We start from the raw sequence: 24,308 nt of genomic DNA, 5'->3' as shown, positions 1-24,308 counted from the left end.
AGGCGCTGTAGCCTGTTCGAAGCACTTCAGAAAAGTCCCACAATCAGTGGCGAAGCTTCTGATTTTCTGTAGGAGCGAGCCTGCTCGCGATGTTCGTGAACGGTGACGCGCTTTGCCTGATTGAACACGTTGTTTGGACGTTTTTCGCGAGCAGGCTCGCTCCTACAGTGACTTAACCTTCCGTTTTCAGAAACCCCGGAAACGACAAAGGGCGCCTTTCGGCGCCCCTTCACAAACAGGTCGGCTTGTCATCGCCCTGTACCTGCCTGGCTCTGCGATGGCTGGTTGCCCAGGATCCTCAGAGTCTCACAAGCCCCTTTCGGGAACGTCGATAGTATCGTCCGAATGGGGATCGTAGACAACCGATGGCAACTCGCCTTTCTGCACCAATTTCTGCGACATCACAATCCCAACGCCTTGCGCACCGCGGTTTTTATTGCGGAAAACTCGTCTGTTTCAAGTTGTGAGATAACGTAAGCACGCTTTCCCTGTCGATCCCGAGTGGCTGGTATAGAAGTGGCATCCCTGGCACTCGGCAAAAGAAATCGATTCTGCGCAAAATTCCGGAAAACCACTAAGTTCGATCCGTTACTTTGAATGTCTTGACTGAAGATCCACGCACTCATACGCCCACACCTTCAACCTTCCTCGTCAACAACTCCACAAACGCCCTGGCCATCGCCGACTTCTGATCCTTGCGCTGCACCAGCCACACCGCTGACACCGCCGCTGGATCCAGCAGTGGCCGATAAACCACGCCATCAATACGCATCCGCCGATACGACGCTGGCAACACCGACACTCCCAGGCCCGCTGCCACCAGGCCAATAATGGTCATCGCCTCCCCGGCCTCTTGCGCAAAATGCGGGCTGAACCCCGCATCTCGCGCCAGGCTCAACAACTGGGCGTACAGCCCGCTGCCGTAGCTGCGCGGAAAAAACACGAAGGGTTCGAGGGCCAGGGCGGACAGGTACAAGCCCTCTTCACTGCCTTCCACCAACGGATCCTTGGAGCTGAGCACCGCCACCAGTGGCTCACGCATCAACTCAACCACGCTGAGCGAATCGGGCAGCCCCAGCGGACGCATGATCCCGACTTCGATGGATTCATCTACCAGTGCATCGGCTACCTGGGTGCTGCTCATTTCCCGCAGGTTCAGATGCACCGCCGGGAAGCGCTGGCGAAACGAGAAGATCGCCTGGGGGATCGTCGAGTTGAACGGCGCTGAAGAGGTGAAGCCGATCTTCAGTTCGCCCAATTCCCCCAACTGCGCCCGCCGCGCAACGTCTGCCGCTTTGTCGACCTGCGCCAGCACCAGCCGCGCCTCTTCGAGAAACAGCCGACCAGCCTCGCTCAGCTCGACCCGACGATTGGTACGCTCGAACAAACGCGCACCGACCTCCTGTTCCAGCGCCTGAATCTGCTGGCTCAACGGCGGCTGGGAGATGCCCAGCACCTGTGCAGCGCGGCCGAAGTGCAGTTCCTCGGCGACGGCAATGAAGTAGCGCAAATGACGCAATTCCATGGAAACCCCATTAGGTCGTTTAAGCTATCAAACAGGTCGAACAATATATTGGATTGAATCATTAGCCAGCTATATGCTTTTTTCATTGCCTGACCGGCTGCGCTCCTCCGAGGTCTACCGTGAAAACTGCTGTCGCTCCACTCACCCATGAAGTTTCTCCTGCCGCACAGGACGACGTGGTCGCTGAACTCAAAGAGATCTATATCGAAAAAGGCACGCCGGCGTTCATGCGCACGGTGCTGGCATTGTTCTGTGGCGGCTTCGCGACGTTCGCCCTGCTCTACTGCGTGCAGCCAATGATGCCGCTGCTGTCCCACGAATATTCCATCAACGCAGCGCAAAGCAGCCTGATTCTCTCGGTGGCCACGGGCATGCTCGCCATTGGTCTGCTGATCACCGGCCCGATCTCCGATCGCATCGGACGCAAACCGGTGATGGTCGCGGCGCTGTTCGCCGCAGCGCTGTTCACCATGGCCAGCGCAATGATGCCGAGCTGGCACGGCGTGCTGGTGATGCGCGCGCTGATCGGATTGTCGTTGAGCGGCCTGGCGGCGGTCGCCATGACGTATCTGAGCGAAGAGATTCACCCTCACCACATTGGCCTGGCGATGGGCCTGTACATCGGCGGTAACGCCATCGGCGGGATGAGCGGGCGATTGATTACCGGCGTGTTGATCGACTTCGTCAGTTGGCACACGGCAATGCTGGTGATTGGCGGCCTGGCCATGATCGCGGCGGCGGTGTTCTGGAAAATCCTCCCGGAGTCGCGCAACTTCCGCGCCCGTTCGCTGCATCCACGCAGCTTGCTCGACGGCTTTACCATGCACTTTCGCGATGCCGGCCTGCCGCTGCTGTTCCTCGAAGCCTTTGTGCTGATGGGTGCGTTCGTCACGCTGTTCAACTACATCGGCTACCGCTTGCTGGCCGAGCCTTATCACATGGAGCAGGCGTTTGTCGGGCTGCTGTCGGTGGTGTACCTGTCGGGTATCTACAGTTCAGCGAAAATCGGCGCGCTGGCGGACAAACTCGGTCGTCGCAAAGTGCTCTGGAGCACCATCGCGCTGATGATCGCCGGCCTCGCCCTGACGATGTTCACGCCGCTGCCGCTGGTGATTTTCGGCATGCTGGTCTTCACCTTCGGCTTCTTCGGCGCCCATTCGGTGGCCAGCAGCTGGATCGGCCGCCGCGCCACCAGGGCCAAGGGTCAGGCGTCGTCGTTGTACCTGTTCTGCTATTACGCCGGTGGCAGCATCGCCGGTACCGCAGGTGGCTATTTCTGGCATCTGGGCGGCTGGAACGGCATCGGCATGTTTATCGGCGGGTTGCTGGTGGTCGCGTTGCTGGTGGCGTTGAAACTGGCAAAGCTGCCGCCGCTAGGCGGTGTAAAGGCCTGATACAAATCCCTGTGGGAGCGGGCTTGCCCGCTCCCACAGGGACCGAGTACGACCTGGTATCTCATACAAAAACGCCCGGCATGAGCCGGGCGTTTTTTATTGGAAGCAATCACTCGTGATACTGCGCCGACAACTCATGTACGGCCCGCAAGAAGGCGCCTGCATGTTCCGGGTCGACTTCCGGCGTGATGCCGTGTCCCAGGTTGAACACGTGGCCACTGCCCTTGCCATAGCTGGCGAGGATACGACCAACTTCGGCGCGGATGGCTTCAGGCTTGGCGTAGAGCACGGTCGGATCCATGTTGCCTTGCAGGGCGACTTTGCTGCCGACGCGTTCACGAGCGTTGCCGATGTCGCAGGTCCAGTCCAGGCCCAGGGCATCCGCGCCAGCGTCGGCAATGCTTTCCAGCCACAGGCCGCCGTTCTTGGTGAACAGGATGACCGGCACTTTGCGACCTTCGTGCTCGCGGATCAGGCCGCTGACGATTTTGCGCATGTAGGCCAGGGAGAACTCCTGGTACGCCGCCGCCGACAGGTTGCCGCCCCAGGTGTCAAAGATCTGCACCGCTTGTGCACCGGCCAGGATCTGGCCGTTGAGGTAGCTGGTGACCGACTGCGCGAGTTTATCCAGCAGCAGGTGCATGGCTTGCGGGTTGTCGTAGAGCATGGCCTTGGTCTTGCGGAAGTCTTTCGACGAGCCGCCTTCGACCATGTAGGTGGCCAGTGTCCACGGGCTGCCGGAGAAGCCGATCAGCGGCACGCGACCATTGAGTTCGCGGCGGATGGTGCTGACTGCGTCCATGACGTAGCCCAGGTCTTTCTGCGGATCGGGAATCGGCAGGGCTTCGATGTCGGCCAGGGTGCTGACGACTTTCTTGAAGCGTGGGCCTTCACCGGTTTCGAAGTACAGGCCTTGGCCCATGGCATCGGGAATGGTGAGGATGTCGGAAAAGAGGATCGCCGCGTCCAGCTGTGGATAACGGTCGAGGGGTTGCATCGTGACTTCGCAAGCGAACGCCGGGTTCATGCACAGGCTCATGAAATCACCGGCCTTGGCACGGCTGGCGCGGTATTCAGGCAGGTAGCGACCGGCCTGACGCATCATCCACACAGGGGTGACGTCTACGGGTTGCTTGAGCAGGGCGCGCAGGAAACGGTCGTTCTTCAGGGCAGTCATGTCGGCATCCGGAAAAAAAGTGCGGGCATTTTCTCAGAGCCGGGCGCAAAAGGCACGGATGCAGGTCAGCCTTTTGTCTATCGGGTCAATTTGTCGCAATGGAATGCGGTTTTCGTCACACCACAAAACACTGTGGGAGCTGGCTCGCCAGCGATGCAAACACCTCGGTTTGTCAGGCAGACCAAGGTGATGCTATCGCTGGCGAGCCAGCTCCCACAGGTATCGCGGTGCAGCTTAGAACGGGGTTAAACGCCCAGGTAGTCGAGGATCCCTTCCGCCGCATTACGGCCTTCGAAGATCGCCGTCACCACCAGGTCGGAACCGCGCACCATGTCGCCACCGGCGAAGATTTTCGGGTTGCTGGTCTGGTGCTTGTACTGGCCTTGTTCCGGCGCCACGACGCGGCCCTGGCTGTCGGTCTGGATCTCGAACTGCTCGAACCACGGTGCCGGGCTCGGGCGGAAACCGAAAGCGATGACCACGGCGTCGGCCGGGATGATCTCTTCGGAACCCGGGATCGGCTCGGGGCTGCGACGGCCACGGGCATCCGGTTCGCCGAGACGGGTCTCGACCACCTTCACGCCTTCGACCCTGTCTTCACCAACGATGGCGATCGGCTGGCGGTTGTAGAGGAATTTCACGCCTTCTTCCTTGGCGTTCTTCACCTCTTTGCGCGAGCCCGGCATGTTCGCTTCGTCACGACGATAGGCGCAGGTCACCGACTTGGCGCCCTGGCGAATCGAAGTACGGTTGCAGTCCATCGCCGTGTCGCCACCACCCAGCACCACGACCTTCTTGCCCTTCATGTCGACGAAATCTTCCGGCGACTTTTCAAAGCCCAGGTTGCGGTTGACGTTGGCGATCAGGAAGTCGAGGGCATCGTACACGCCCGGCAGGTCCTCACCGGCGAAACCGCCCTTCATGTAGGTGTAGGTGCCCATGCCCATGAATACCGCATCGTATTCGGCGAGCAGTTGCTCCATGGTGACATCCTTGCCCACCTCGGTGTTGAGGCGGAACTCGATGCCCATGCCGGTGAAGACTTCGCGGCGATTGCTCAGCACGGTCTTTTCCAGCTTGAACTCGGGGATACCGAAAGTCAGCAGACCGCCGATTTCCGGGTTCTTGTCGAACACCACCGGGGTCACGCCGCCACGCACCAGCACGTCGGCACAGCCCAGGCCCGCAGGCCCTGCGCCGATGATCGCAACACGCTTGCCGGTCGGCTTGACCCTGGACATGTCCGGGCGCCAGCCCATGGCGAACGCGGTGTCGGTGATGTACTTCTCCACCGAACCGATGGTCACCGCGCCGAAGCCGTCGTTGAGGGTGCAGGCACCCTCGCACAGACGGTCCTGCGGGCACACCCGGCCGCAGACTTCCGGCAGGGTGTTGGTCTGGTGCGACAGCTCGGCGGCGGCGAGGATGTTGCCCTCGGCCACCAGTTTCAGCCAGTTGGGAATGAAGTTGTGCACAGGGCACTTCCATTCGCAATACGGGTTACCGCAACCCAGGCAGCGGTGGGCCTGGTCGGCCGACTGCTGGGGTTTGAAGGGCTCGTAGATTTCCACGAACTCTTTCTTGCGTTGACGCAACAGTTTCTTCTTCGGATCCTTGCGCCCGACCTCGATGAACTGGAAGTCATTATTCAGACGTTCAGCCATTGTTAAAACCTCATCAAACTCTTCAGGCGCATATCACTGCGGGTTGGCACGGGTGCTGGAAAGCAACGATTTCAGGTTGGCAGCCTTGGGCTTGACCAGCCAGAAACGGCGCACGTAATCATCGAGGTTTTCGGCGAGTTCACGACCCCACTCGCTGTCGGTTTCCTCGACGTACTCGTTCAGCACGCGTTGCAAATGGCTACGGTAGGCTTCCATCGCCTCGCCGCTGATCCGCTGGATTTCCACCAGTTCGTGGTTGACCCGGTCAACGAAGGTGTTGTCCTGGTCGAGCACGTAGGCGAAACCACCGGTCATGCCAGAGCCGAAGTTGTAACCGGTCTTGCCCAGTACGCAGACGAAACCACCGGTCATGTACTCGCAGCAGTGATCACCGGTGCCTTCCACTACGGTGTGGGCTCCGGAGTTACGTACGGCGAAACGCTCACCCGCGGTGCCGGCGGCGAACAGCTTGCCGCCAGTGGCGCCGTACAGGCAGGTGTTGCCGATAATGGCACTGTCCTGGGTCTTGTAGACGCTGCCCTTCGGCGGAACGATGACCAGCTTGCCACCGGTCATGCCTTTGCCGACGTAATCGTTGGCGTCGCCTTCCAGGTACATGTTCAGACCACCGGCGTTCCACACACCAAAGCTCTGACCGGCAGTGCCTTTGAAGCGGAAGGTGATAGGCGCATTGGCCATGCCCTGGTTGCCGTGTTTGCGGGCGATTTCACCGGAGATCCGCGCACCGATGGAACGGTCGCAGTTGCAGATATCCAGGGCGAACTCGGCGCCGCTCAGGTCATTGATCGCCGAGGTGGCCATGCCGACCATTTTCTCGGCCAGCAGGCCCTTGTCGAACGGCGGGTTGCGCTCAACACCACAGAATTGCGGCTTGTCTGCCGGCACGTGATCGCTGCCCAGCAACGGGGTCAGGTCCAGGTGATGCTGCTTGGCGGTCTGGCCTTCGAGGACTTCCAGCAGATCGGTACGGCCGATCAGCTCTTCGAGGGAGCGCACGCCCAGCTTGGCCAGCCACTCACGGGTTTCTTCGGCGACGTAGGTGAAGAAGTTCACCACCATGTCGACGGTACCGATGTAGTGATCCTTGCGCAGCTTCTCGTTCTGAGTCGCGACGCCAGTGGCGCAGTTGTTCAGGTGGCAGATACGCAGGTATTTGCAACCCAAAGCAATCATAGGCGCCGTACCGAAGCCGAAGCTTTCAGCGCCGAGGATGGCAGCCTTGATCACGTCGAGGCCGGTTTTCAGGCCGCCGTCGGTCTGTACCCGGACTTTGCCGCGCAGATCGTTGCCACGCAGGGTCTGGTGGGTTTCGGCCAGGCCGAGCTCCCACGGTGCGCCCGCGTATTTGATCGAGGTCAGTGGCGATGCGCCGGTGCCGCCGTCGTAACCGGAAATGGTGATCAAGTCCGCGTAGGCCTTGGCCACACCGGCGGCGATGGTGCCAACGCCCGCTTCCGCTACCAGCTTCACCGAGACCAACGCCTTCGGGTTGACTTGTTTCAAGTCGAAAATCAGCTGCGACAAGTCTTCGATCGAGTAGATGTCGTGGTGCGGCGGTGGCGAAATCAGGGTCACGCCCGGCACTGCGTAACGCAGCTTGGCGATCAGACCGTTGACCTTGCCGCCTGGCAGTTGACCGCCCTCGCCCGGCTTGGCGCCCTGGGCGACCTTGATCTGCAGCACTTCGGCGTTGACCAGGTATTCCGGGGTCACACCGAAACGACCGGTGGCCACTTGCTTGATTTTCGAGCTCTTGATGGTGCCGTAGCGCGCCGGGTCTTCACCGCCTTCACCGGAGTTGGAACGCGCACCGAGGCGGTTCATGGCTTCGGCCAGGGCTTCGTGAGCTTCCGGCGACAGGGCGCCCAGCGAGATACCGGCGGAGTCGAAGCGCTTGAGCACCGATTCCAGCGGCTCGACTTCGCTCATATCCAATGGAGTGTCGAGGGTTTTGACTTTCAGCAGGTCGCGGATCATCGACACCGGACGGTTGTCCACCAGCGACGTGTATTCCTTGAACTTGCTGTAGTCGCCCTGCTGCACGGCGGCTTGCAGGGTGTTGACCACGTCCGGGTTGTACGCGTGATATTCGCCACCGTGGACGAATTTCAGCAGGCCGCCTTGCTGGATCGGCTTGCGCGGGCTCCAGGCTTCGGTGGCCAGGGCTTTCTGCTCGGCTTCGATGTCGACGAAACGCGCGCCCTTGATGCGGCTCGGCACGCCCTTGAAGCTCAGGTTGCAGACTTCCTCGGACAGGCCGATTGCTTCGAACAGTTGCGCCCCGCGATAGGAGGTGATGGTCGAGATACCCATCTTCGACAGGATCTTGAGCAGGCCCTTGGTGATGCCTTTACGGTAGTTCTTGAACACCTCGTAGAGGTCGCCCAGCACTTCACCGGTACGGATCAGGTCGCCCAGCACTTCATAAGCCAGGAACGGATAAACGGCGGAGGCGCCGAAACCGATCAGTACGGCGAAATGGTGCGGATCGCGCGCGGTGGCGGTTTCCACCAGGATGTTGGAGTCGCAACGCAGGCCTTTTTCGGTCAGGCGGTGATGCACCGCGCCGGTGGCCAGGGAGGCGTGGATCGGCAGCTTGCCCGGGGCAATATGACGGTCGCTCAGTACAACCTGGGTACGCCCGGCGCGCACGGCTTCTTCAGCCTGATCGGCGACGTTGCGGATCGCCGCTTCGAGGCCGACGCTTTCGTCGTAGTTGAGGTCGATGATCGCGCGCTCGAAGCCCGGACGATCGAGGTTCATCAGCGAACGCCACTTGGCCGGGGAAATGACCGGCGAACTGAGGATCACGCGCGAGGCGTGTTCCGGCGATTCCTGGAAGATGTTGCGCTCGGCACCGAGGCAGATCTCCAGCGACATGACGATGGCTTCGCGCAGCGGGTCGATCGGCGGGTTGGTGACCTGCGCGAACTGCTGGCGGAAATAATCGTACGGCGTGCGCACGCGCTGGGACAGCACGGCCATCGGCGTATCGTCGCCCATCGAACCCACGGCTTCGTAGCCTTGTTCGCCAAGCGGACGCAGCACCTGGTCGCGCTCTTCGAACGTGACCTGGTACATCTTCATGTATTGCTTGAGCTGATCGACGTCGTAGAACGCCGAACCGTGGTCGTTGTCTTCCATGGTCGCCTGGATGCGCAGGGCATTCTTGCGCAGCCATTGCTTGTACGGATGACGGGACTTCAGACGGTTGTCGATGGCGTCGGTGTCGAGGATCTGACCGGTTTCGGTGTCCACGGCAAAGATCTGGCCCGGACCAACGCGACCTTTGGCAATCACATCTTCAGGCTGGTAGTTCCAGACGCCGATTTCCGATGCCAGGGTGATGAAACCGTTCTTGGTGGTGACCCAACGCGCCGGACGCAGACCGTTTCGGTCGAGCAGGCACACCGCGTAGCGACCGTCGGTCATGACCACGCCCGCCGGACCGTCCCACGGTTCCATGTGCATCGAGTTGTACTCGTAGAACGCACGCAGGTCCGGGTCCATGGTTTCGACGTTCTGCCACGCAGGCGGAATGATCATCCGCACGCCACGGAACAGGTCGATGCCACCGGTGACCATCAGCTCGAGCATGTTGTCCATGCTGGAGGAGTCGGAGCCAACACGGTTGACCAGCGGGCCGAGTTCTTCCAGGTCCATCAAGTCGTTGGTGAACTTGGTGCGACGGGCCACGGCCCAGTTGCGGTTGCCGGTGATGGTGTTGATCTCGCCGTTGTGCGCCAGGAAGCGGAACGGTTGGGCCAGCGGCCATTTCGGCAGGGTGTTGGTGGAGAAGCGCTGGTGGAACACGCAAATCGAAGTTTGCAGGCGCTCATCGCTCAGGTCTGGATAGAAGGCGGTCAAATCCGCCGGCATCATCAGGCCTTTGTAAATGATGGTCTTGTGGGAAAAGCTGCACACGTAGTGGTCAACGTCGGCGGCGTTGGCCACGGACGAGCGACGACGGGAGGTGAACAGCTTGACGGCCATGTCCTGATCGCTCAGGCCTTCGCCACCGATGTACACCTGCTCGATCTGTGGCAGGCGCTCAAGGGCCAGGCGGCCGAGGACGCTGGTGTCGATCGGCACTTTGCGCCAGCCGACCAACTGCAGGCCGGCGGCCAGGATCTCGCGGTTCATGTTCTCGCGAGCAGCTTCGGCTTTGACCGGGTCCTGGTTGAAGAAGACCATGCCCACGGCGTATTGCTTGGGCAGTGCGACGCCGAACGTTTCCTGGGCGATGGCTCGCAGGAACGCGTCCGGCTTTTGAATCAGCAGACCGCAACCGTCACCGGTCTTGCCGTCGGCATTAATCCCACCGCGGTGGGTCATGCAGGTCAGGGCCTCGATGGCCGTTTGCAAAAGGGTATGACTGGGCTCGCCCTGCATATGGGCTATCAGGCCGAAACCGCAGTTATCCTTGAATTCATCTGGTTGGTACAGACCTGCTTTCATAGACACTTTCTCACCAGGCTGCCTCTTATCGAGGCAAATTTCTTTTCAATTCAACCACTTACCGTCCGCGCCGAACGTACGCCAGCTTTGCGGGGGCAAAAGGGAGGTCATTGTACACACCGACACTTGGCCTCACAAATTTGACGACGAAATGTCGCAAATCTATGTCGCATTTGTGAAAGGTTTAAAGCGATCTGCTGTGCTAGTCAAAACTTTTTTAATTTTGACCGCAACGACTCAAAGACTACTGTGACGCAGACACCACAAAGCATGCGGCCTTGAGGGCGGCATGCCTTGCAGAAATTTTGAGGTGCCGGGAGAGGCGGCCTGGGTAAGGCCGCCGAATCTTCAGCGAGCTGTTGCCAGTTCCTGTTGGACGCTGGCGACAGAGCGAGGCCAAGGTTTACCAGCCTGAACCTTCGCTGGCAAGGCCTTGATGGCGGTAACGGCTGCATCGCGGTTGGCGAAGTTACCGTAGGTGATGACGTAAAGCGGTTTGCCGTTGAGGACTTTCTTGAAATAACGGTACTCGCCGCCCTGCTCCTTGACGAAGTTTTGCGCGGTCGCTTCGGAGCTGGTGCCGAGGATTTGCACGACGTAGTTGCCCGGTGCCTGACCGGCGTACCAGGTACCGCCAGCAGCCTTGGCCGCAGGGGCCGGCTTCTCGGCAGGTTTCTCGACAGGCTTGGCAGCAGCGGCAACGGCCGGTTTGGCGGGCGCTGGAGCAGGCTTGGCGGCTGGCGCTGGAGCCGGTGCCGGCTTGGCGGTAGCAACCTGAGTCGGTGCAGGTACCGGCTTGGCCGCTGGCGTCGGTGCAGGGCCGGCAGGGACGCCGGCAGGCGGTGCAATCGTGGTCACGGTCGGTGGTGTGGCGCTGGAACCTTCCACCGGCACGCCATCATCGCCTTCGGTGATGCCACCAGCCGCTTCGGCGAGCGGTTTGCGCATGACCGGCTGTGAATTACCGACCAACGGCAGTGGCATCGGCTGAGTGTTACCTGCAAATTCGACGGCCGGAGCACCGCCGTTCGCCGAACCCTGGCCGAGCGGCAATTGCGCCTGCTCGTTGGCTGGTGCACCTGCGGTCGGTGCTTTACTGCGACCCGGCATCAACCAGGCGGCGGCCACCGCGACCACAACGACGGCGGAAATCGCCAATACGTGTTTCTTCGGCATATTGAACCCCATACTTGGACGCTTCACCGCTGAACGGCTGGCAATCATGGCTTCGATCATCGCATCGCGGGCGACCTGATTGATGTTGCCAGGCCAACCGTCGGAGCTTTCGTGAATATCAGAGATCTGATCCGCGGTGAAAAGTTCGATACCCCGGCCCGCCCCCTCAAGACGCTGGTCCAGATATTCGCGGGTTTCTTCTTCGGTGTAAGGCTGCAACTCGATGACGTGGAAGCGCTCTTCCTCGAGCTGCAAAGCCTCAAGCTGGGCAATCAGCGACGTCTCGCCGAACAGGAACACATGCGGGCGACCTTCCGGTGCACCGGCGGCCAGCGTCATCAAGGCCTCGAGCGCAGACTCATCGAGCTGCTCGGCGTCATCCACCAGCAGATAGACTTCCTGCCCGGTGAGTGCCAACTGCACCACCTGATCCAGAATGGCACCGGTCTCGGCCTGGGCAATGTCCAGCGCCTGGGCGACCTGGCGCAGCAGGCCGGCAGAGTCGCCAGCGCCCCGGGCGGAAACCACCACGCTCTGCACTGACTGCTTGTTGGTGCTGGCCACCAAGGCCTGACGCAAGAGGGTCTTGCCACTGCCTTGCGGGCCAGTGACCACCAGCAGCAACTGGCTGTAGCGCGCCAGGTGGTGCAACTGCCCCAGCACCGGTTTGCGCTGGGCCGGGAAAAACTTGAAGCCAGGCACCCGTGGAGCAAAAGGGTCGTGACTCAACTGGAAATGGCCGAGGAAAGCCTCGTCGGCATGCAAACTAGTCATCGCGTTCTTATTAACCTTTAAGCTGAGCCAGGGCGCGGTAATCCGCTCCCAGCGTGGCCTGTAGAACCTCTTTCGGATAATCGTCGGTCACCACCGCTTCGCCCATGCGGCGCAGCAGCACCAGGCGCAAACGACCGTCGATCACTTTTTTATCAATTGCCATGTGTTCGAGGAAATCGGCTTCGGTCATCTCTTCAGGTGGAATGACCGGCAGGCCGGCGCGCTGGAACAGACGAATGCCGCGGTCGCGGTCCTGTTCGCTGATCCAGCCCAGGCGTGCGGACATTTCCAACGCCATTACAGTGCCAGCAGCGACCGCTTCGCCATGCAGCCAGACACCGTACCCCATATGGGTTTCGATGGCGTGGCCAAAGGTATGGCCCAGGTTGAGCGTAGCCCGCACGCCAGTCTCTTTTTCGTCAGCCCCGACGACTGCGGCCTTGGCCGCACAAGAGCGTTCGATGGCATAGGTCAGGGCTTGCTGATCCAGACTGCGCAGGCGGTCGACGTTGTCTTCGAGCCAGCTCAGGAACGGCTCGTCGCAGATCAGCCCGTACTTGATGACTTCGGCCAGACCGGCGGACAGCTCGCGGGCCGGCAGGGTGTTGAGGGAGGCAGTGTCGATCAGCACAACGTTCGGCTGATAGAAGGCGCCGACCATGTTCTTGCCCAGCGGGTGGTTGATACCGGTCTTGCCGCCCACCGAAGAGTCGACTTGCGACAGCAACGTGGTCGGGACCTGGATGAAATCGACGCCGCGCTGGTAGCAGGCCGCCGCAAAACCGGCCATATCGCCAATCACACCGCCACCGAGGGCGATCACTGTGGTGCGACGATCATGCCGCGCGGTCAGCAGACCATCGAAAATCAGTTGCAGGGTTTCCCAGGTCTTGAAGGCTTCGCCGTCGGGCAGCACCACGGAAATCACCGAAAACTGCGCAAGGCTGCGGGTCAGACGTTCGAGATAGAGCGGCGCCACGGTTTCGTTGGAGATGATCGCCACTTGCCGACCGCGAATATGCGGGGCCAGCAGCTCAGGCTGATCCAACAGACCTTCGCCAATATGAATCGGGTAGCTGCGCTCGCCTAGATCGACCTTGAGTGTCTGCATGTGTCCCCACAGTGAAGATGGAATCAGGATTCCTGCCTTGAGTTAACGATCCACGGCCCCTGCTGGTGTGACGCCGTTTGATAGCCGTTCGCCACAACCTTGAGCGGTTGTGGCAGACGCCGAGGATAGCGCATTTCGCGCCGCGCATTAACGGGGAGGCAGCTGCTGCAAGCGTTCGAGAATATCGAGCACGACCATTCGCGGCGGCCGCTCATCGGTTTCCACCACCAGATCGGCAATTTCCCGATACAGCGGATCACGGATCGCCAGCAGGTCACGAAGGGTCTTGGCCGGATCGGCAGTGCGCAACAAGGGCCGATTGCGGTCGCGGGAGGTACGACCGACCTGCTGCTCGACGGACGCATGCAGATAAACCACCCGCCCACCGGCATGCAGCGCCCGACGATTGGCTTCGCGCATGACTGCGCCACCACCGGTCGCCAGCACCACACCGTCGTAATCGCACAGCTCGGCAATCATTGCCTGCTCACGGTCACGAAAGCCCGGTTCGCCTTCCTTGTCGAAGATCCATGGGATATTGGCGCCCGTGCGTAATTCAATTTCCTTATCGGAATCTTTGAATGGCAAGCGCAGCTCTTTGGCCAGCAACCGGCCGATGGTGCTTTTTCCAGCGCCCATCGGTCCTACAAGAATCAAATTTCGCACAGAATCAACGACTCACAGCAATCGCCTGGTTATTCATGATACGCGGAGTGAGAAACACCAACAGCTCGGATTTTTTCTCCGAAACCACGTCACGCCGGAAAAGGCGGCCAAGATACGGCACATCGCCAAGAAATGGCACCTTATCTACAACCTTGCTTTGAGTATTTGAGAAAACGCCACCAATGACGATGGTCTCGCCATCGTTCACCAGCACCTTTGCATTGACCTCGTTTTTCTTGATTGGCGGCACATCCTGCACCTTGTTCAGGTAGTCCGGCTCGTCCTTGGTGACCTTGACCTCCATGATGATCCGGTTGTCCGGGGTGATTTGCGGCGTCACTTCCAGCGACAGCGAAGCCTCCTTGAACGAGACCGAAGTAGCGCCGCTGGAGCTGGCTTCCTGATAGGGAATTTCGGTGCCCTTGAGGATTTTTGCGGTTTCCTTGTCGGACGTGACCACCTTGGGTTGCGAGACGATTTCGCCGTTGCCGGTTTTCTCCATGGCCGTCAGCTCCAGGTCAAGCAAGACGTTATCGGTGATGAACGCGATGCCGATCCCTGAGGTATTGGCCGCGGCCCCCATATCGACGAACGGTGTATTGGTGCTGGTGCTTCCCGGCGTGCCGATGGTGGACGACCCGTTGGCGCCGTTGCTCACGCCTGACGTGTTCCAGTTGCCCTTGTTCTGGATCGAACCGCCCCAGCGCACGCCGAGGCTCTTGTCGTAATCGACATTGGCTTCGACGATCCGTGCTTCGATCATCACCTGGCGCACCGGGATATCCAGTTGCGCCACGATTCGCCGCAGCTCGTCGAGTCGGTCCTGGGTCTGGTAGGCAATGATGTTGTTGGTGCGCTCATCGACGGTGATCGAACCCCGTTCGTCGACTTTCGCCTCGGCACTGGTCACCGACTGGAACAACTTGGCGATATCGGCTGCCTTGGCGTAATTGACCTGCAGCAGTTCCCGGCGCAGCGGTGCCAGCTCGGCGATCTGTTTCTGCGACTCCAGCTCCTGGCGTTCCCGGGCGGCGATTTCATCGGCCGGCGCCACCAACAGCACATTGCCGATCTTGCGTTTGTCCAGCCCCTTGGTTTTCAACACCAGGTCCAGCGCCTGATCCCAGGGCACGTTTTGCAAACGCAACGTGATGCCACCCTGCACGGTGTCACTGGCCACCAGATTGAGATTGGTGAAATCGGCGATCAGTTGCAGTACCGAACGCACATCGATGTCCTGGAAATTCAGCGAGAGCTTTTCACCGCTGTAGGCGTAGCGGTCGGCGTTACGCTTCTGCAGGTCATCTACCGTCATCGGGCGAATGCTCACGGTCAGCTTGTTGTCGGTCTGATAGGTCGAATAATCGAAGGCACCGCTGGGCTCGATCGTGATCGTGGCCTTGTCGCCTGTGGCGCTGGCATTGACGAATTGCACCGGTGTGGCGAAGTCCTTGACGTCCAGGCGCACGCGTAGCGGCTCGGGCAATCGGGTCTTGGTGAAACCGAGAACGATCTTGCCCTCGCGCTCCTGAATGTCTGGCGCGATGGACGGATCCGACAAATCGATTACCACATTGCCTTCACCCTGAGTGCCGCGCTGAAAATCCACCGCGCGGATAGCCTTCGTCGTTGTTGCAGGTGCACGCGCCGGGGCCGGGGTCGGAGTTGGAACTACAGCGGCCGGCTGCCTGGGTGCTGCGCTTTTGGCGCCCTGGCCCACCACCACAAACAGGTTATTGCCTTCGACCCGTGTGTCGTAAGGGGTCAACTGGGTCAGATTGATGATCAACCTCGTGCGGTCCTTGACCTCGACCACCGTCGCGCTTCGGGCATTGCCACTGCCAAGGTCGCGAGTCTTGTTCGCCAGCTGACTGACGACACCCGGCAAGTCCAGTGCGATCCGTGCAGGGGACTCTGTCGTATACCCATGGGGCCTCGGAGGTTGCCCATCGAACGCCAGCTTCAACTCGACGCGGTCCCCCGGCAGCGCAGCGACATCCAGCGCCTTGAGGTTGGCCGCTTGTACCATCGGCGAAAGCAGCGCTATCCATAGCGACATACCGAGGGTGGAGAAAATCCTGTTCATTATTCGAGTTCCACTATGAGTGTTCTTTCAAAGGGAGGGTCCGCGGCCTCTCCAGCCAGGCCCCCTGGCCATCAGGGACGATTTCCACCACATCGACTTGCGAGGCGTTGATAGCGACGATCCGGCCATCGTTACGCCCCAGATAATCTCCGACTTTAAGCCGGTGTACCCCGCCGGCACCCCGTAGCAGCGCAAAGGAGCCGGACGCATTGGAAATCGTGCCGACCATTTCAAACTGCTCGATGTTGAAGCCCTCGAGGTACTGCTTGACCCTGTTGGGGTCCGGCTTGACGTTGCGCGAGCCGCGCGGCTGACCGGCCAGGTCGATCCTGACCTGCCGGGAAAACGGACTGCGCAGGTTGGCGGCGCTGTAAGTGAATGTCGGGTAAGACCGGAATGTCGGCGTTGGTTCAATCTTGCCCGGCGCCCGCAGGCGCATTTCGTTCATGTAGGCGTCCAGATCACTGAAGTCATTACCGCTACCACAGCCCGTCAGCTGGACTAACACCACGACCATGGAAAAAACACGAATCGGGCTCATGGGTGCAGCCCCTCGTCGTTGTAGCGATAGGTCCTGGCCAAAATGCTCATACGCAATTTGGGGCCGCCGTCGGAACTGACCGGTGCCAGGTCGAAATCATGCAGGGTGACAATGCGTGGCAGTCCGGCCACACCGCTGACGAAGGTGGCCAGGTCGTGATAGGCGCCGGTGACGGTAATCTGGATTGGTAACTCGATGTAGAACGGCTGGGTGACCTCCGGTAGCAGCTTGATCTCTTCAAACTCCAGGCCGCTGCCCAGGCCGGTGCGGGTGATGTCTTCCAGCAGGCCGGGCACTTCGGTATCACTGGGCAGTTGCCGCAGCAGTACGCCAAAGGAGTTCTCCATTTCTTTCATTTGCTGGGTATACAGCTCCAGATTCGCCGCCATATGAGCCTTGGTCGCGAATTGCTCCTTGAGGGTCGACTCTTCCTCGCGCTTGAGAGTGAGCTGGTTCTCGAGTTCACCTGTGGAAAAGCTGTAACCGAGCGCCAGCACCAGCGCCATGACCAGTACACCCACCACAACCTTGATCGTCGGCGGCCAGGAGCCGATGTTATGGGTGTCCAGATCATTGATATCGATCTTGCGCAGGCCTTCGAACCATTCGGACAGACTCATTTCCCGCCCTCGACCGCTGCAGGCTGGGTCTGACGAACGGTCAGTTGAAAGACATTCGTCTGATCCAGCTGGCCGGCGGTGGTCGCCTTGACTTCCGTCAGGCTGGGCGCATCGAACCAGTCGGAGGCATCCAGATTGCGCATCAGGTCGGAAACACGGTTGTTGGATTCCGCCGCGCCAGTGATGGACAAGGTCTTGCCGACCATTTTCACTTCGCTGAAATAGACCCCGTCAGGCAGCGTCCGGGCCAGCTGATCAAAAATTCGCCCGCTGATCGGCCGATTGCCTTGCAGGTCCTGAATGATGCGCATGCGCTCGATCAATTGCTGGCGACGAGCCTTGAGGTCACTGATCTGCTTGATCCGCTCGTCGACCACGACGATCTGCTGGCCGATGTAATCGTTACGCGCAACCTGCCGGTCAATGGCGTTACTGATGACCTGGTTTGCGATCAAAACCGCACCGGTCGCCCCCACCAACACGCCGACCAGCGTCAACAAAAAGCGCTTGCGGCGCTCTTCGCGAAGCTCTTCGCGCCAGGGTAAAAGATTGATCCGCGCCATCAGTCGAAACTCCTGAGGGCCAGCCCGCAGGCGATCATCAGGGCGGGCGCGTCGCTGGCCAGCGCCATGGCGTTGACCTTGCTGCTCAGCATCATGTTGGAAAACGGGTTGGCCACCTGCGTCGGCGTGCGTAATTGCTGCTCGATCAGTCGATCCAGACCGGAGACTGACGCAGTGCCACCCGCCAACAGAATGTGATCGACCGCGTGGTACTGGCCGGAGGCAAAGAAAAACTGCAGTGAACGCGAGACCTGCTGCACCAATGCCTCGCGAAACGGCTGCAATACCTCGCTGACGTAATCGTCCGGCAACCCCCCCTGCTTCTTCGCCAGCCCCGCCTGCTCGGTCGTCAGGCCGTACCGACGCTGGATCTCTTCGGTCAGTTGACGACCACCGAACAACTGTTCACGGGTGTAGATGATCCGCCCGCCAAGCAGCACGCTCAGCGTCGTCATGGTTGCGCCGATGTCGACCACCGCCACCAGGCGCCCCTCGGAGATTGCCGAGTGATTTTCCAGCAAGCCGAATGATCGCTCCAGGGCATAAGCCTCCACGTCGACCACGCGAGCGGTCAGGCCGGCCAGCGTCAGGGCGGCTTCCCGAACTTCGACGTTTTCCTTGCGGCAGGCCGCGAGCAACACATTGACCCGCTCGGGGTTGCGCGTTGACACACCCTGGACTTCGAAGTCGATGGCAACCTCGTCCAGTGGATAGGGGATGTACTGATCGGCCTCGATTTTCAGCTGGCTTTCCATCTCGTCGTCGGAAAGACCGGCATCCATCTCGATGGTCTTGGTGATCACCGCCGAACCGGCTACGGCCACGGCCACGTTCCTGAGGCTGGTTTTGGCCTTGGTCAGCACACGAGCGAGCGCCTGACCCACACCTTCGAGTTCGGCGATGTTCTTCTCGATAACCGCGCTGGCGGGCAGTGGCTCGACCGCATAGGCCTCGACCCGATAGCGTTCGCCCTGGCGGCTCAGTTCCAGCAGTTTTACCGATGTGGAGCTGATGTCGATGCCCAAAAGCGTATTGGCTTTTTTATTGAAGAGTCCTGGCACTAGCAATTCCCTATGACTATCCGTGAGTTACGGACTCTGTAATGTGTGTTGCGTTCCATCCGCCCGTCTTGACAGCAGCCGCCAATGACGCCTGCGACAGAAAAATGCTTATAATGCCGAGCGTTTTTTTCCGCTTTTTCTCAAGCGCGGGTTGTTTGCCTTTAGCCTGAACCCTGATGCCTAATTCATTTTTTGCCCTGGATATCCAAAAGCCTTGATTCGTCTGCTGAAATTTCTCGGTTGGTCCATCGTCGCGGTTTTCTGCGGACTGCTTTTGGGTCTGAGCGGGGCGTTTCTTTACCTTAGCCCCGGATTGCCATCCGTGGAGGCGCTGAGAAGCATCCAGTTGCAGATTCCGCTGCGGGTCTACAGCAGCGACAACAAACTGATTGCAGAGTTTGGCGAAATGCGCCGCACTCCGATCCGTTTCGCCGACATTCCCCCCAATTTCATCAATGCGTTACTAAGTGCTGAAGACGATAACTTCGCCAATCACTACGGGGTCGATCCCAGCAGCCTGATGCGCGCCGCCAGCCAACTGGTCAAAAGCGGCCACATCCAGTCCGGCGGCAGCACCATCACCATGCAGGTGGCGAAGAACTTCTTCCTGACCAGCGAGCGCAGTTTTTCTCGCAAAACCACTGAAATCCTTCTGGCCCTGCAAATCGAACGGCAGCTGACCAAGGACGAAATCCTTGAGCTGTACGTCAACAAGATCTATCTGGGCAACCGTGCCTACGGCATCGAAGCGGCAGCTCAGGTTTACTATGGCAAGTCGATTCGTGACGTCAGCCTGGCGCAGATGGCGATGATCGCCGGCTTGCCGAAAGCCCCGTCACGCTTCAACCCGCTCGCCAACCCGGCACGCAGCAAGGAACGTCGCGACTGGATCCTGGGGCGCATGTACAAGCTCGGCAAAATCACCGAAGCCGATTACACCGCCGCGATCAACGAGCCGCTGAACGCCAGCTATCACGTGCCGACACCGGAAGTGAATGCCCCTTACATCGCCGAAATGGCCCGCGCCGAAATGGTCGGCCGCTATGGCAGCGACGCCTACACCGAAGGTTTCCGCGTCACCACTACGGTGCCGAGCAATCTGCAGGAAATGGCCAATACCGCCGTCCACGAAGGCCTGATGACCTACGACCAGCGTCACGGTTATCGCGGCCCTGAATCACGCCTGCCGGGCAAGACCCGCGAGGCGTGGGCGACCGAACTGACCAAACAGCGCACCATCAGCAGCCTTGAGCCGGCCATCGTCACCCAGGTCGACAAGAACGGCCTGCAGGTCCTCACCCGCACGGGCAGCGAGCACGTAGGCTGGGACAGCATGAAATGGGCTCGCCCGTTCCTGAACACCAACAGCGTGGGTGCCAATCCCAAGCAGCCGTCGGACGTGGCGCAGGTCGGCGACCTGATTCGCGTGCAGCGCCAACCGGACGATTCGCTGAAATTCAGCCAGATCCCGCAAGCCCAAGGTGCGCTGGTGTCCCTCGACCCGCAAAACGGTGCGATCCGTGCACTGGTCGGCGGCTTCGCCTTCGAACAGAGTAACTACAACCGCGCATTGCAGGCCAAGCGCCAACCAGGCTCGAGCTTCAAGCCATTCGTCTACAGCGCCGCGCTGGATAACGGCTACACCGCCGCCAGCCTGGTGAACGATGCTCCAATCGTGTTCGTCGACGAGTACCTGGACAAGGTCTGGCGTCCGAAAAACGACACCAATACCTTCCTCGGCCCGATCCGCCTGCGCGAAGCGCTGTACAAGTCGCGCAACCTGGTGTCGATCCGCCTGCTGCAGGCGATGGGCGTTGGCAAAACCATCGACTACATCACCCGCTTTGGCTTCAACAAGCAGGACCTGCCGCCCAACCTGTCCCTGGCGTTGGGCACCGCGACCTTGACGCCAATGGAAATCGCTACCGGCTGGAGCACTTTTGCCAACGGCGGCTACAAGATCACCCCGTACATCATCGACAAGGTCGAAAGCCGCAATGGCGATACATTGTTTGTCGCCAACCCGCCGAGCGTTCCCAAGGGCGATACCGCCAGCGACGGTATCGCCGCGCCAGTCGCCGGGGCCTTTACGGTCAACGCCACGCCGGGCGAAGCACTGACCGTCCAACCGGCACCACAGGCTCCGGCAGTGGCTGAGCGCATTGTCGATGGCCGCACCACCTATATCCTCAACAGCATGCTCGAGGACGTGATCAAACTTGGCACCGGGCGTCGCGCCCTGGCCCTGGGCCGCGGCGATATCGCCGGCAAGACCGGCACCACCAACGAATCCAAGGACGCCTGGTTCTCCGGCTACAACGCCGATTACGTGACCACCGTCTGGACCGGCTTCGACCAGCCTGAAAGCCTGGGCCGCAAGGAGTTCGGCGGCACCGTCGCACTGCCGATCTGGATGAACTACATGGGTGCGGCACTCAAAGGCCTGCCGCCGCACACGCAACCAGAGCCGGAAGGCATCCTGAGCCTGCGCGTCGATCCGGTCAGCGGCCGCGCAGCGACTCCAGGCACGCCTGGGGCTTACTTCGAACTGTTCAAGGCCGAAGACACGCCACCGTCGGTCAATGAGCTGGGCAACGGCAATGCGCCGGGCAGCCCGCTACCAGCGGACGAAGCGGCGCCGATCGATTTGTTCTGATCCCATCGCGCAATGCAAAAAGCCCCGCTCTTCTCTGGAAGGCGGGGCTTTTTAGCACCCAGGTTTCCTGTGACACCGCCTTCGCGAGCAGGCTTGCTCCCACAATGGATCAGCGGTGCATATGAGATCCGCGAACAACACTAAACCCTGTGGGAGCGAGCCTGCTCGCGAAGGCAGCCGGACAGACACCACATAACCTGCAGACAACAAAAAGCCCCGACTCACCAGAGCCGGGGCTTTCGGTTGAAGCGCTACAACGACTTAGCCGTTGAACACGTCATCCACGCTTTTCAGCGGGTAGTGCTTCGGATACGGCAGGGTCGCCACGCCGGTCTCGATCGCTGCCTTGGCAACGGCGTCGGAGATCAGGGTGATCAGACGGGCATCCATTGGTTTCGGAATGATGTACTCACGACCGAATTCCAGCTTGATACCGCCATAGGCGTCGCACACTTCCTGAGGAACCGGCAGCTTGGCCAGTTCGCGCAGGGCATTGGCCGCGGCCACTTTCATTTCTTCGTTGATGCGCTTGGCGCGTACGTCCAGGGCACCGCGGAAGATGAACGGGAAGCCCAGTACGTTGTTGACCTGGTTCGGGTAGTCCGAACGGCCGGTAGCCATGATCACGTCGCTACGGGTAGCGTGTGCCAGTTCCGGGGAGATCTCCGGATCCGGGTTCGAGCATGCGAAGACGATCGGGTTGGCCGCCATGCGCTTGAGTTGCTCGGCGCTCAGCAGGTTAGGGCCCGACAGGCCTACGAACACGTCGGCGCCTTCGATGGCGTCATCCAGCGTGCGCTTCTCGGTGGCGTGGGCGAATACGGCCTTGTACTGGTTCAGGTCGTCACGGCCAGCATGGATCACACCGGTACGGTCGATCATGAAGATGTTCTCGACCTTGGCACCCATGCTCACCAGCAATTTCATGCAGGAGATGGCGGCAGCACCGGCACCCAGGCAGACAATCTTGGCTTCCGGCAGGGTTTTGCCGGCGATTTCCAGGGCGTTGATCATGCCGGCCGCGGTCACGATGGCGGTACCGTGCTGGTCATCGTGGAACACCGGAATGTCGCACTGTTCGATCAGGGCGCGTTCGATCTCAAAGCACTCTGGCGCCTTGATATCTTCCAGGTTGATGCCACCGAAAGTGATGGAGATGCGTTTGACGGTGTCGATGAAGGCTTGCGGGCTTTCGGAATCGACTTCGATGTCGAAAACGTCGATGCCGGCGAAGCGCTTGAACAGCACGCCTTTACCTTCCATTACTGGCTTGGAAGCCAATGGGCCGAGGTTACCCAGGCCCAGAATCGCGGTGCCATCGGAAATGACTGCAACCAGGTTGCCTTTACCGGTGTATTTGTAGGCCAGTTCAGGATCGCGGGCGATTTCGCGAACTGGTTCGGCTACGCCGGGGCTGTAGGCCAGCGACAGGTCGCGGGCGGTAGCGGTGGCCTTGGTGAGCTCGACGCTCAGCTTCCCTGGACGAGGATTGGCATGATATTCGAGAGCGGCAGTTTTCAGATCAGACATTTTGGCATTCCGCTTTTACTGTTGGACAGACTGGTCAGCGAGGATACGCGCCTCGTAAAATCCCCACAAGACTGACCGGTCACCCCTGTCAACCGCCCTGCCCTACGACTTTTGGCCAAGAGCCGCGGAACACAAGGGATAGACTGTTCACAATCCACAGAAAAAATGTCTACAATTTTTTATCAGCGCGCCACTTCCAGCATTGCCGGATCCGTCAGCGGCAACATCCAGCGCGCCTGACCGTCCTTGAGTCCGCCGCGACGCGAACGATCCAGTACCCAGCCACGCGCCTCGATCTGCTTGCCCTTGAGCCTTTCGAGCGAAGCCGCATCGAAGCGGGCGAGCACATTGGGTGCAACACGCAATACAACCGAATCCTGCAACTCGATCCAAACCCCGCCACGATTGCGCTGAACCTTGCTCACACGGCCGCTGAGCACGGCGAAACCGGACGCACTGATCTGATCCGCTTTCAGTACAGGTGACTGGCGCCACACGCCAAGCCCGGCCTGGCGGGCACTGCGTTCGGCGGCTTGCTGACAATCAACCAGATCGACATTCGGTGGGACCGCCACCAGAAATCCGAGGCCCTCGGCGAGCATCTGCGCTTCGAGGTTGTTGCCATCAGCGCTGTAGACGTGGGCGAGGGTCCGGCCGTAGTGGTCCTGGCTTTCTTTACCAGGCAGCAAACCAACCCGCCCGTCGCTCGCCGCCACCAAGGCTTCGAGGCGTTTGCGCGCAGCCACGGCGAACGGCTCGTCGGAACGACCTTTCTTGCCCAACTCCGGGGTATTCAAGCCGATCATGCGTACGCTGCGGCCATCGACCAGGCGCAGTGTGTCGCCGTCCACCACCCGCTGCACCGCGACGGAAGTCAGAGCGCCCGGCGCCGGGCAGAAGGCCTGGGCAGCGGATAGCCAAATCGCGGACACAAAAAAGGCGCCCACAAGGGACGCCTTTTTCATCAGCATGGAAAAACCGTAGCGGCTTCCCAAGTTGATCGGCCTTAGGCCTTTTTCGCGCCGAAAGCACCGAAACGGTCGGCGAAGCGCTGAACGCGGCCGCCAGTGTCCAGAGTCTTTTGCTTACCGGTGTAGAACGGGTGGCATTCGTTGCAAACGTCGATCGCCAGGGCTTTGCCGAAGGTCGAACGGGTTTCGAACTTGTTGCCGCAGCTGCAGGTAACAGCAACTGCTGGGTATTCTGGATGGATATCAGCTTTCATGGTGTCTTCCTCGGGCTAGCGTGCCGCCACCCAACACTATTGTTGAATACCGCACGTAAT

The 24,308-nt window shown here is 60.2% G+C and carries 17 protein-coding genes; 2 read left to right on the top strand and 15 right to left on the bottom strand.

Annotated features, from left to right (window positions below):
* Window positions 1-622: 622 nt before the first annotated feature.
* Window positions 623-1,525 (bottom strand): LysR family transcriptional regulator, encoded by a 903-nt coding sequence (locus LAB08_RS01905; protein WP_096513786.1) that lies wholly within the window; start codon window positions 1,523-1,525, stop codon window positions 623-625.
* 176 nt (window positions 1,526-1,701) lie between these two features.
* On the opposite strand from LAB08_RS01905, the gene LAB08_RS01900 reads away from it, so the two are divergent.
* Window positions 1,702-2,919: an MFS transporter gene (locus LAB08_RS01900; protein ID WP_372237732.1), complete on the top strand. Its 1,218-nt coding sequence runs from the start codon at window positions 1,702-1,704 to the stop codon at window positions 2,917-2,919.
* A gap of 109 nt (window positions 2,920-3,028) precedes the next feature.
* Here the strand turns inward: LAB08_RS01900 and hemE are convergent, their stop codons facing one another.
* The 11 genes from hemE to LAB08_RS01845 form a co-directional block, all read right to left on the bottom strand.
* Complete coding sequence (gene hemE / locus LAB08_RS01895; protein ID WP_096513788.1) at window positions 3,029-4,096, bottom strand: uroporphyrinogen decarboxylase; 1,068 nt, start codon at window positions 4,094-4,096, stop codon at window positions 3,029-3,031.
* Between the two features lie 245 nt (window positions 4,097-4,341).
* A complete protein-coding gene (locus LAB08_RS01890) occupies window positions 4,342-5,760 on the bottom strand; it encodes an FAD-dependent oxidoreductase (RefSeq protein ID WP_096513789.1) in 1,419 nt (472 codons plus the stop codon).
* A 33-nt stretch (window positions 5,761-5,793) separates the two neighbouring features.
* Window positions 5,794-10,239, bottom strand: a complete 4,446-nt coding sequence (gene gltB, locus LAB08_RS01885) for a glutamate synthase large subunit (protein WP_096513790.1) — start codon at window positions 10,237-10,239, stop codon at window positions 5,794-5,796.
* Window positions 10,240-10,587: 348 nt separating this feature from the next.
* Window positions 10,588-12,189, bottom strand: coding sequence for an AAA family ATPase (locus LAB08_RS01880; protein WP_096513791.1), 1,602 nt, complete (start codon window positions 12,187-12,189; stop codon window positions 10,588-10,590).
* Window positions 12,190-12,199: 10 nt separating this feature from the next.
* Entirely contained in the window at window positions 12,200-13,300 is a 1,101-nt protein-coding gene (aroB, locus tag LAB08_RS01875; protein ID WP_096513792.1) for a 3-dehydroquinate synthase, read from the bottom strand.
* 147 nt (window positions 13,301-13,447) lie between these two features.
* On the bottom strand, window positions 13,448-13,966 hold the full coding sequence (gene aroK, locus LAB08_RS01870; protein WP_056725695.1) for a shikimate kinase AroK: 519 nt from the start codon (window positions 13,964-13,966) through the stop codon (window positions 13,448-13,450).
* A gap of 4 nt (window positions 13,967-13,970) precedes the next feature.
* Complete coding sequence (locus LAB08_RS01865; protein ID WP_096513793.1) at window positions 13,971-16,052, bottom strand: type IV pilus secretin PilQ; 2,082 nt, start codon at window positions 16,050-16,052, stop codon at window positions 13,971-13,973.
* A gap of 13 nt (window positions 16,053-16,065) precedes the next feature.
* Window positions 16,066-16,593 carry a pilus assembly protein PilP gene (locus tag LAB08_RS01860; RefSeq protein ID WP_096513794.1) on the bottom strand — a complete coding sequence of 176 codons (528 nt, stop codon included), beginning with the start codon at window positions 16,591-16,593 and terminating at the stop codon, window positions 16,066-16,068.
* Window positions 16,590-17,213, bottom strand: coding sequence for a type 4a pilus biogenesis protein PilO (pilO, locus tag LAB08_RS01855; RefSeq protein ID WP_096513795.1), 624 nt, complete (start codon window positions 17,211-17,213; stop codon window positions 16,590-16,592). The genes LAB08_RS01860 and pilO overlap by 4 nt, the downstream gene beginning before the upstream one ends.
* Window positions 17,210-17,776, bottom strand: coding sequence for a PilN domain-containing protein (locus LAB08_RS01850; protein WP_096513796.1), 567 nt, complete (start codon window positions 17,774-17,776; stop codon window positions 17,210-17,212). The genes pilO and LAB08_RS01850 overlap by 4 nt, the downstream gene beginning before the upstream one ends.
* Window positions 17,776-18,837, bottom strand: a complete 1,062-nt coding sequence (locus tag LAB08_RS01845) for a pilus assembly protein PilM (RefSeq protein ID WP_096513797.1) — start codon at window positions 18,835-18,837, stop codon at window positions 17,776-17,778. Before LAB08_RS01845 ends, LAB08_RS01850 begins: the two co-directional genes overlap by 1 nt.
* 217 nt (window positions 18,838-19,054) lie before the next feature.
* On the opposite strand from LAB08_RS01845, the gene LAB08_RS01840 reads away from it, so the two are divergent.
* Window positions 19,055-21,493 (top strand): penicillin-binding protein 1A, encoded by a 2,439-nt coding sequence (locus tag LAB08_RS01840; protein ID WP_436799351.1) that lies wholly within the window; start codon window positions 19,055-19,057, stop codon window positions 21,491-21,493.
* A 261-nt stretch (window positions 21,494-21,754) separates the two neighbouring features.
* Here LAB08_RS01840 and LAB08_RS01835 read toward each other — a convergent pair whose 3' ends face one another.
* The 3 genes from LAB08_RS01835 to rpmE form a co-directional block, all read right to left on the bottom strand.
* Window positions 21,755-23,023: a malic enzyme-like NAD(P)-binding protein gene (locus LAB08_RS01835; protein ID WP_096513799.1), complete on the bottom strand. Its 1,269-nt coding sequence runs from the start codon at window positions 23,021-23,023 to the stop codon at window positions 21,755-21,757.
* A 182-nt stretch (window positions 23,024-23,205) separates the two neighbouring features.
* A complete protein-coding gene (locus tag LAB08_RS01830; RefSeq protein WP_096513800.1) occupies window positions 23,206-23,994 on the bottom strand; it encodes a thermonuclease family protein in 789 nt (262 codons plus the stop codon).
* Window positions 23,995-24,029: 35 nt separating this feature from the next.
* Window positions 24,030-24,248 carry a 50S ribosomal protein L31 gene (gene rpmE, locus LAB08_RS01825; RefSeq protein WP_008047849.1) on the bottom strand — a complete coding sequence of 73 codons (219 nt, stop codon included), beginning with the start codon at window positions 24,246-24,248 and terminating at the stop codon, window positions 24,030-24,032.
* Window positions 24,249-24,308 lie beyond the last annotated feature (60 nt).

It is taken from the genome of Pseudomonas izuensis (assembly GCF_002356535.2).
Classification (GTDB): Bacteria; Pseudomonadota; Gammaproteobacteria; order Pseudomonadales; family Pseudomonadaceae; genus Aquipseudomonas; species Aquipseudomonas izuensis.
The sequence above is the reverse complement of the archived record's forward strand: the minus strand, read 5'-3'. Positions and strand labels throughout refer to the sequence as shown.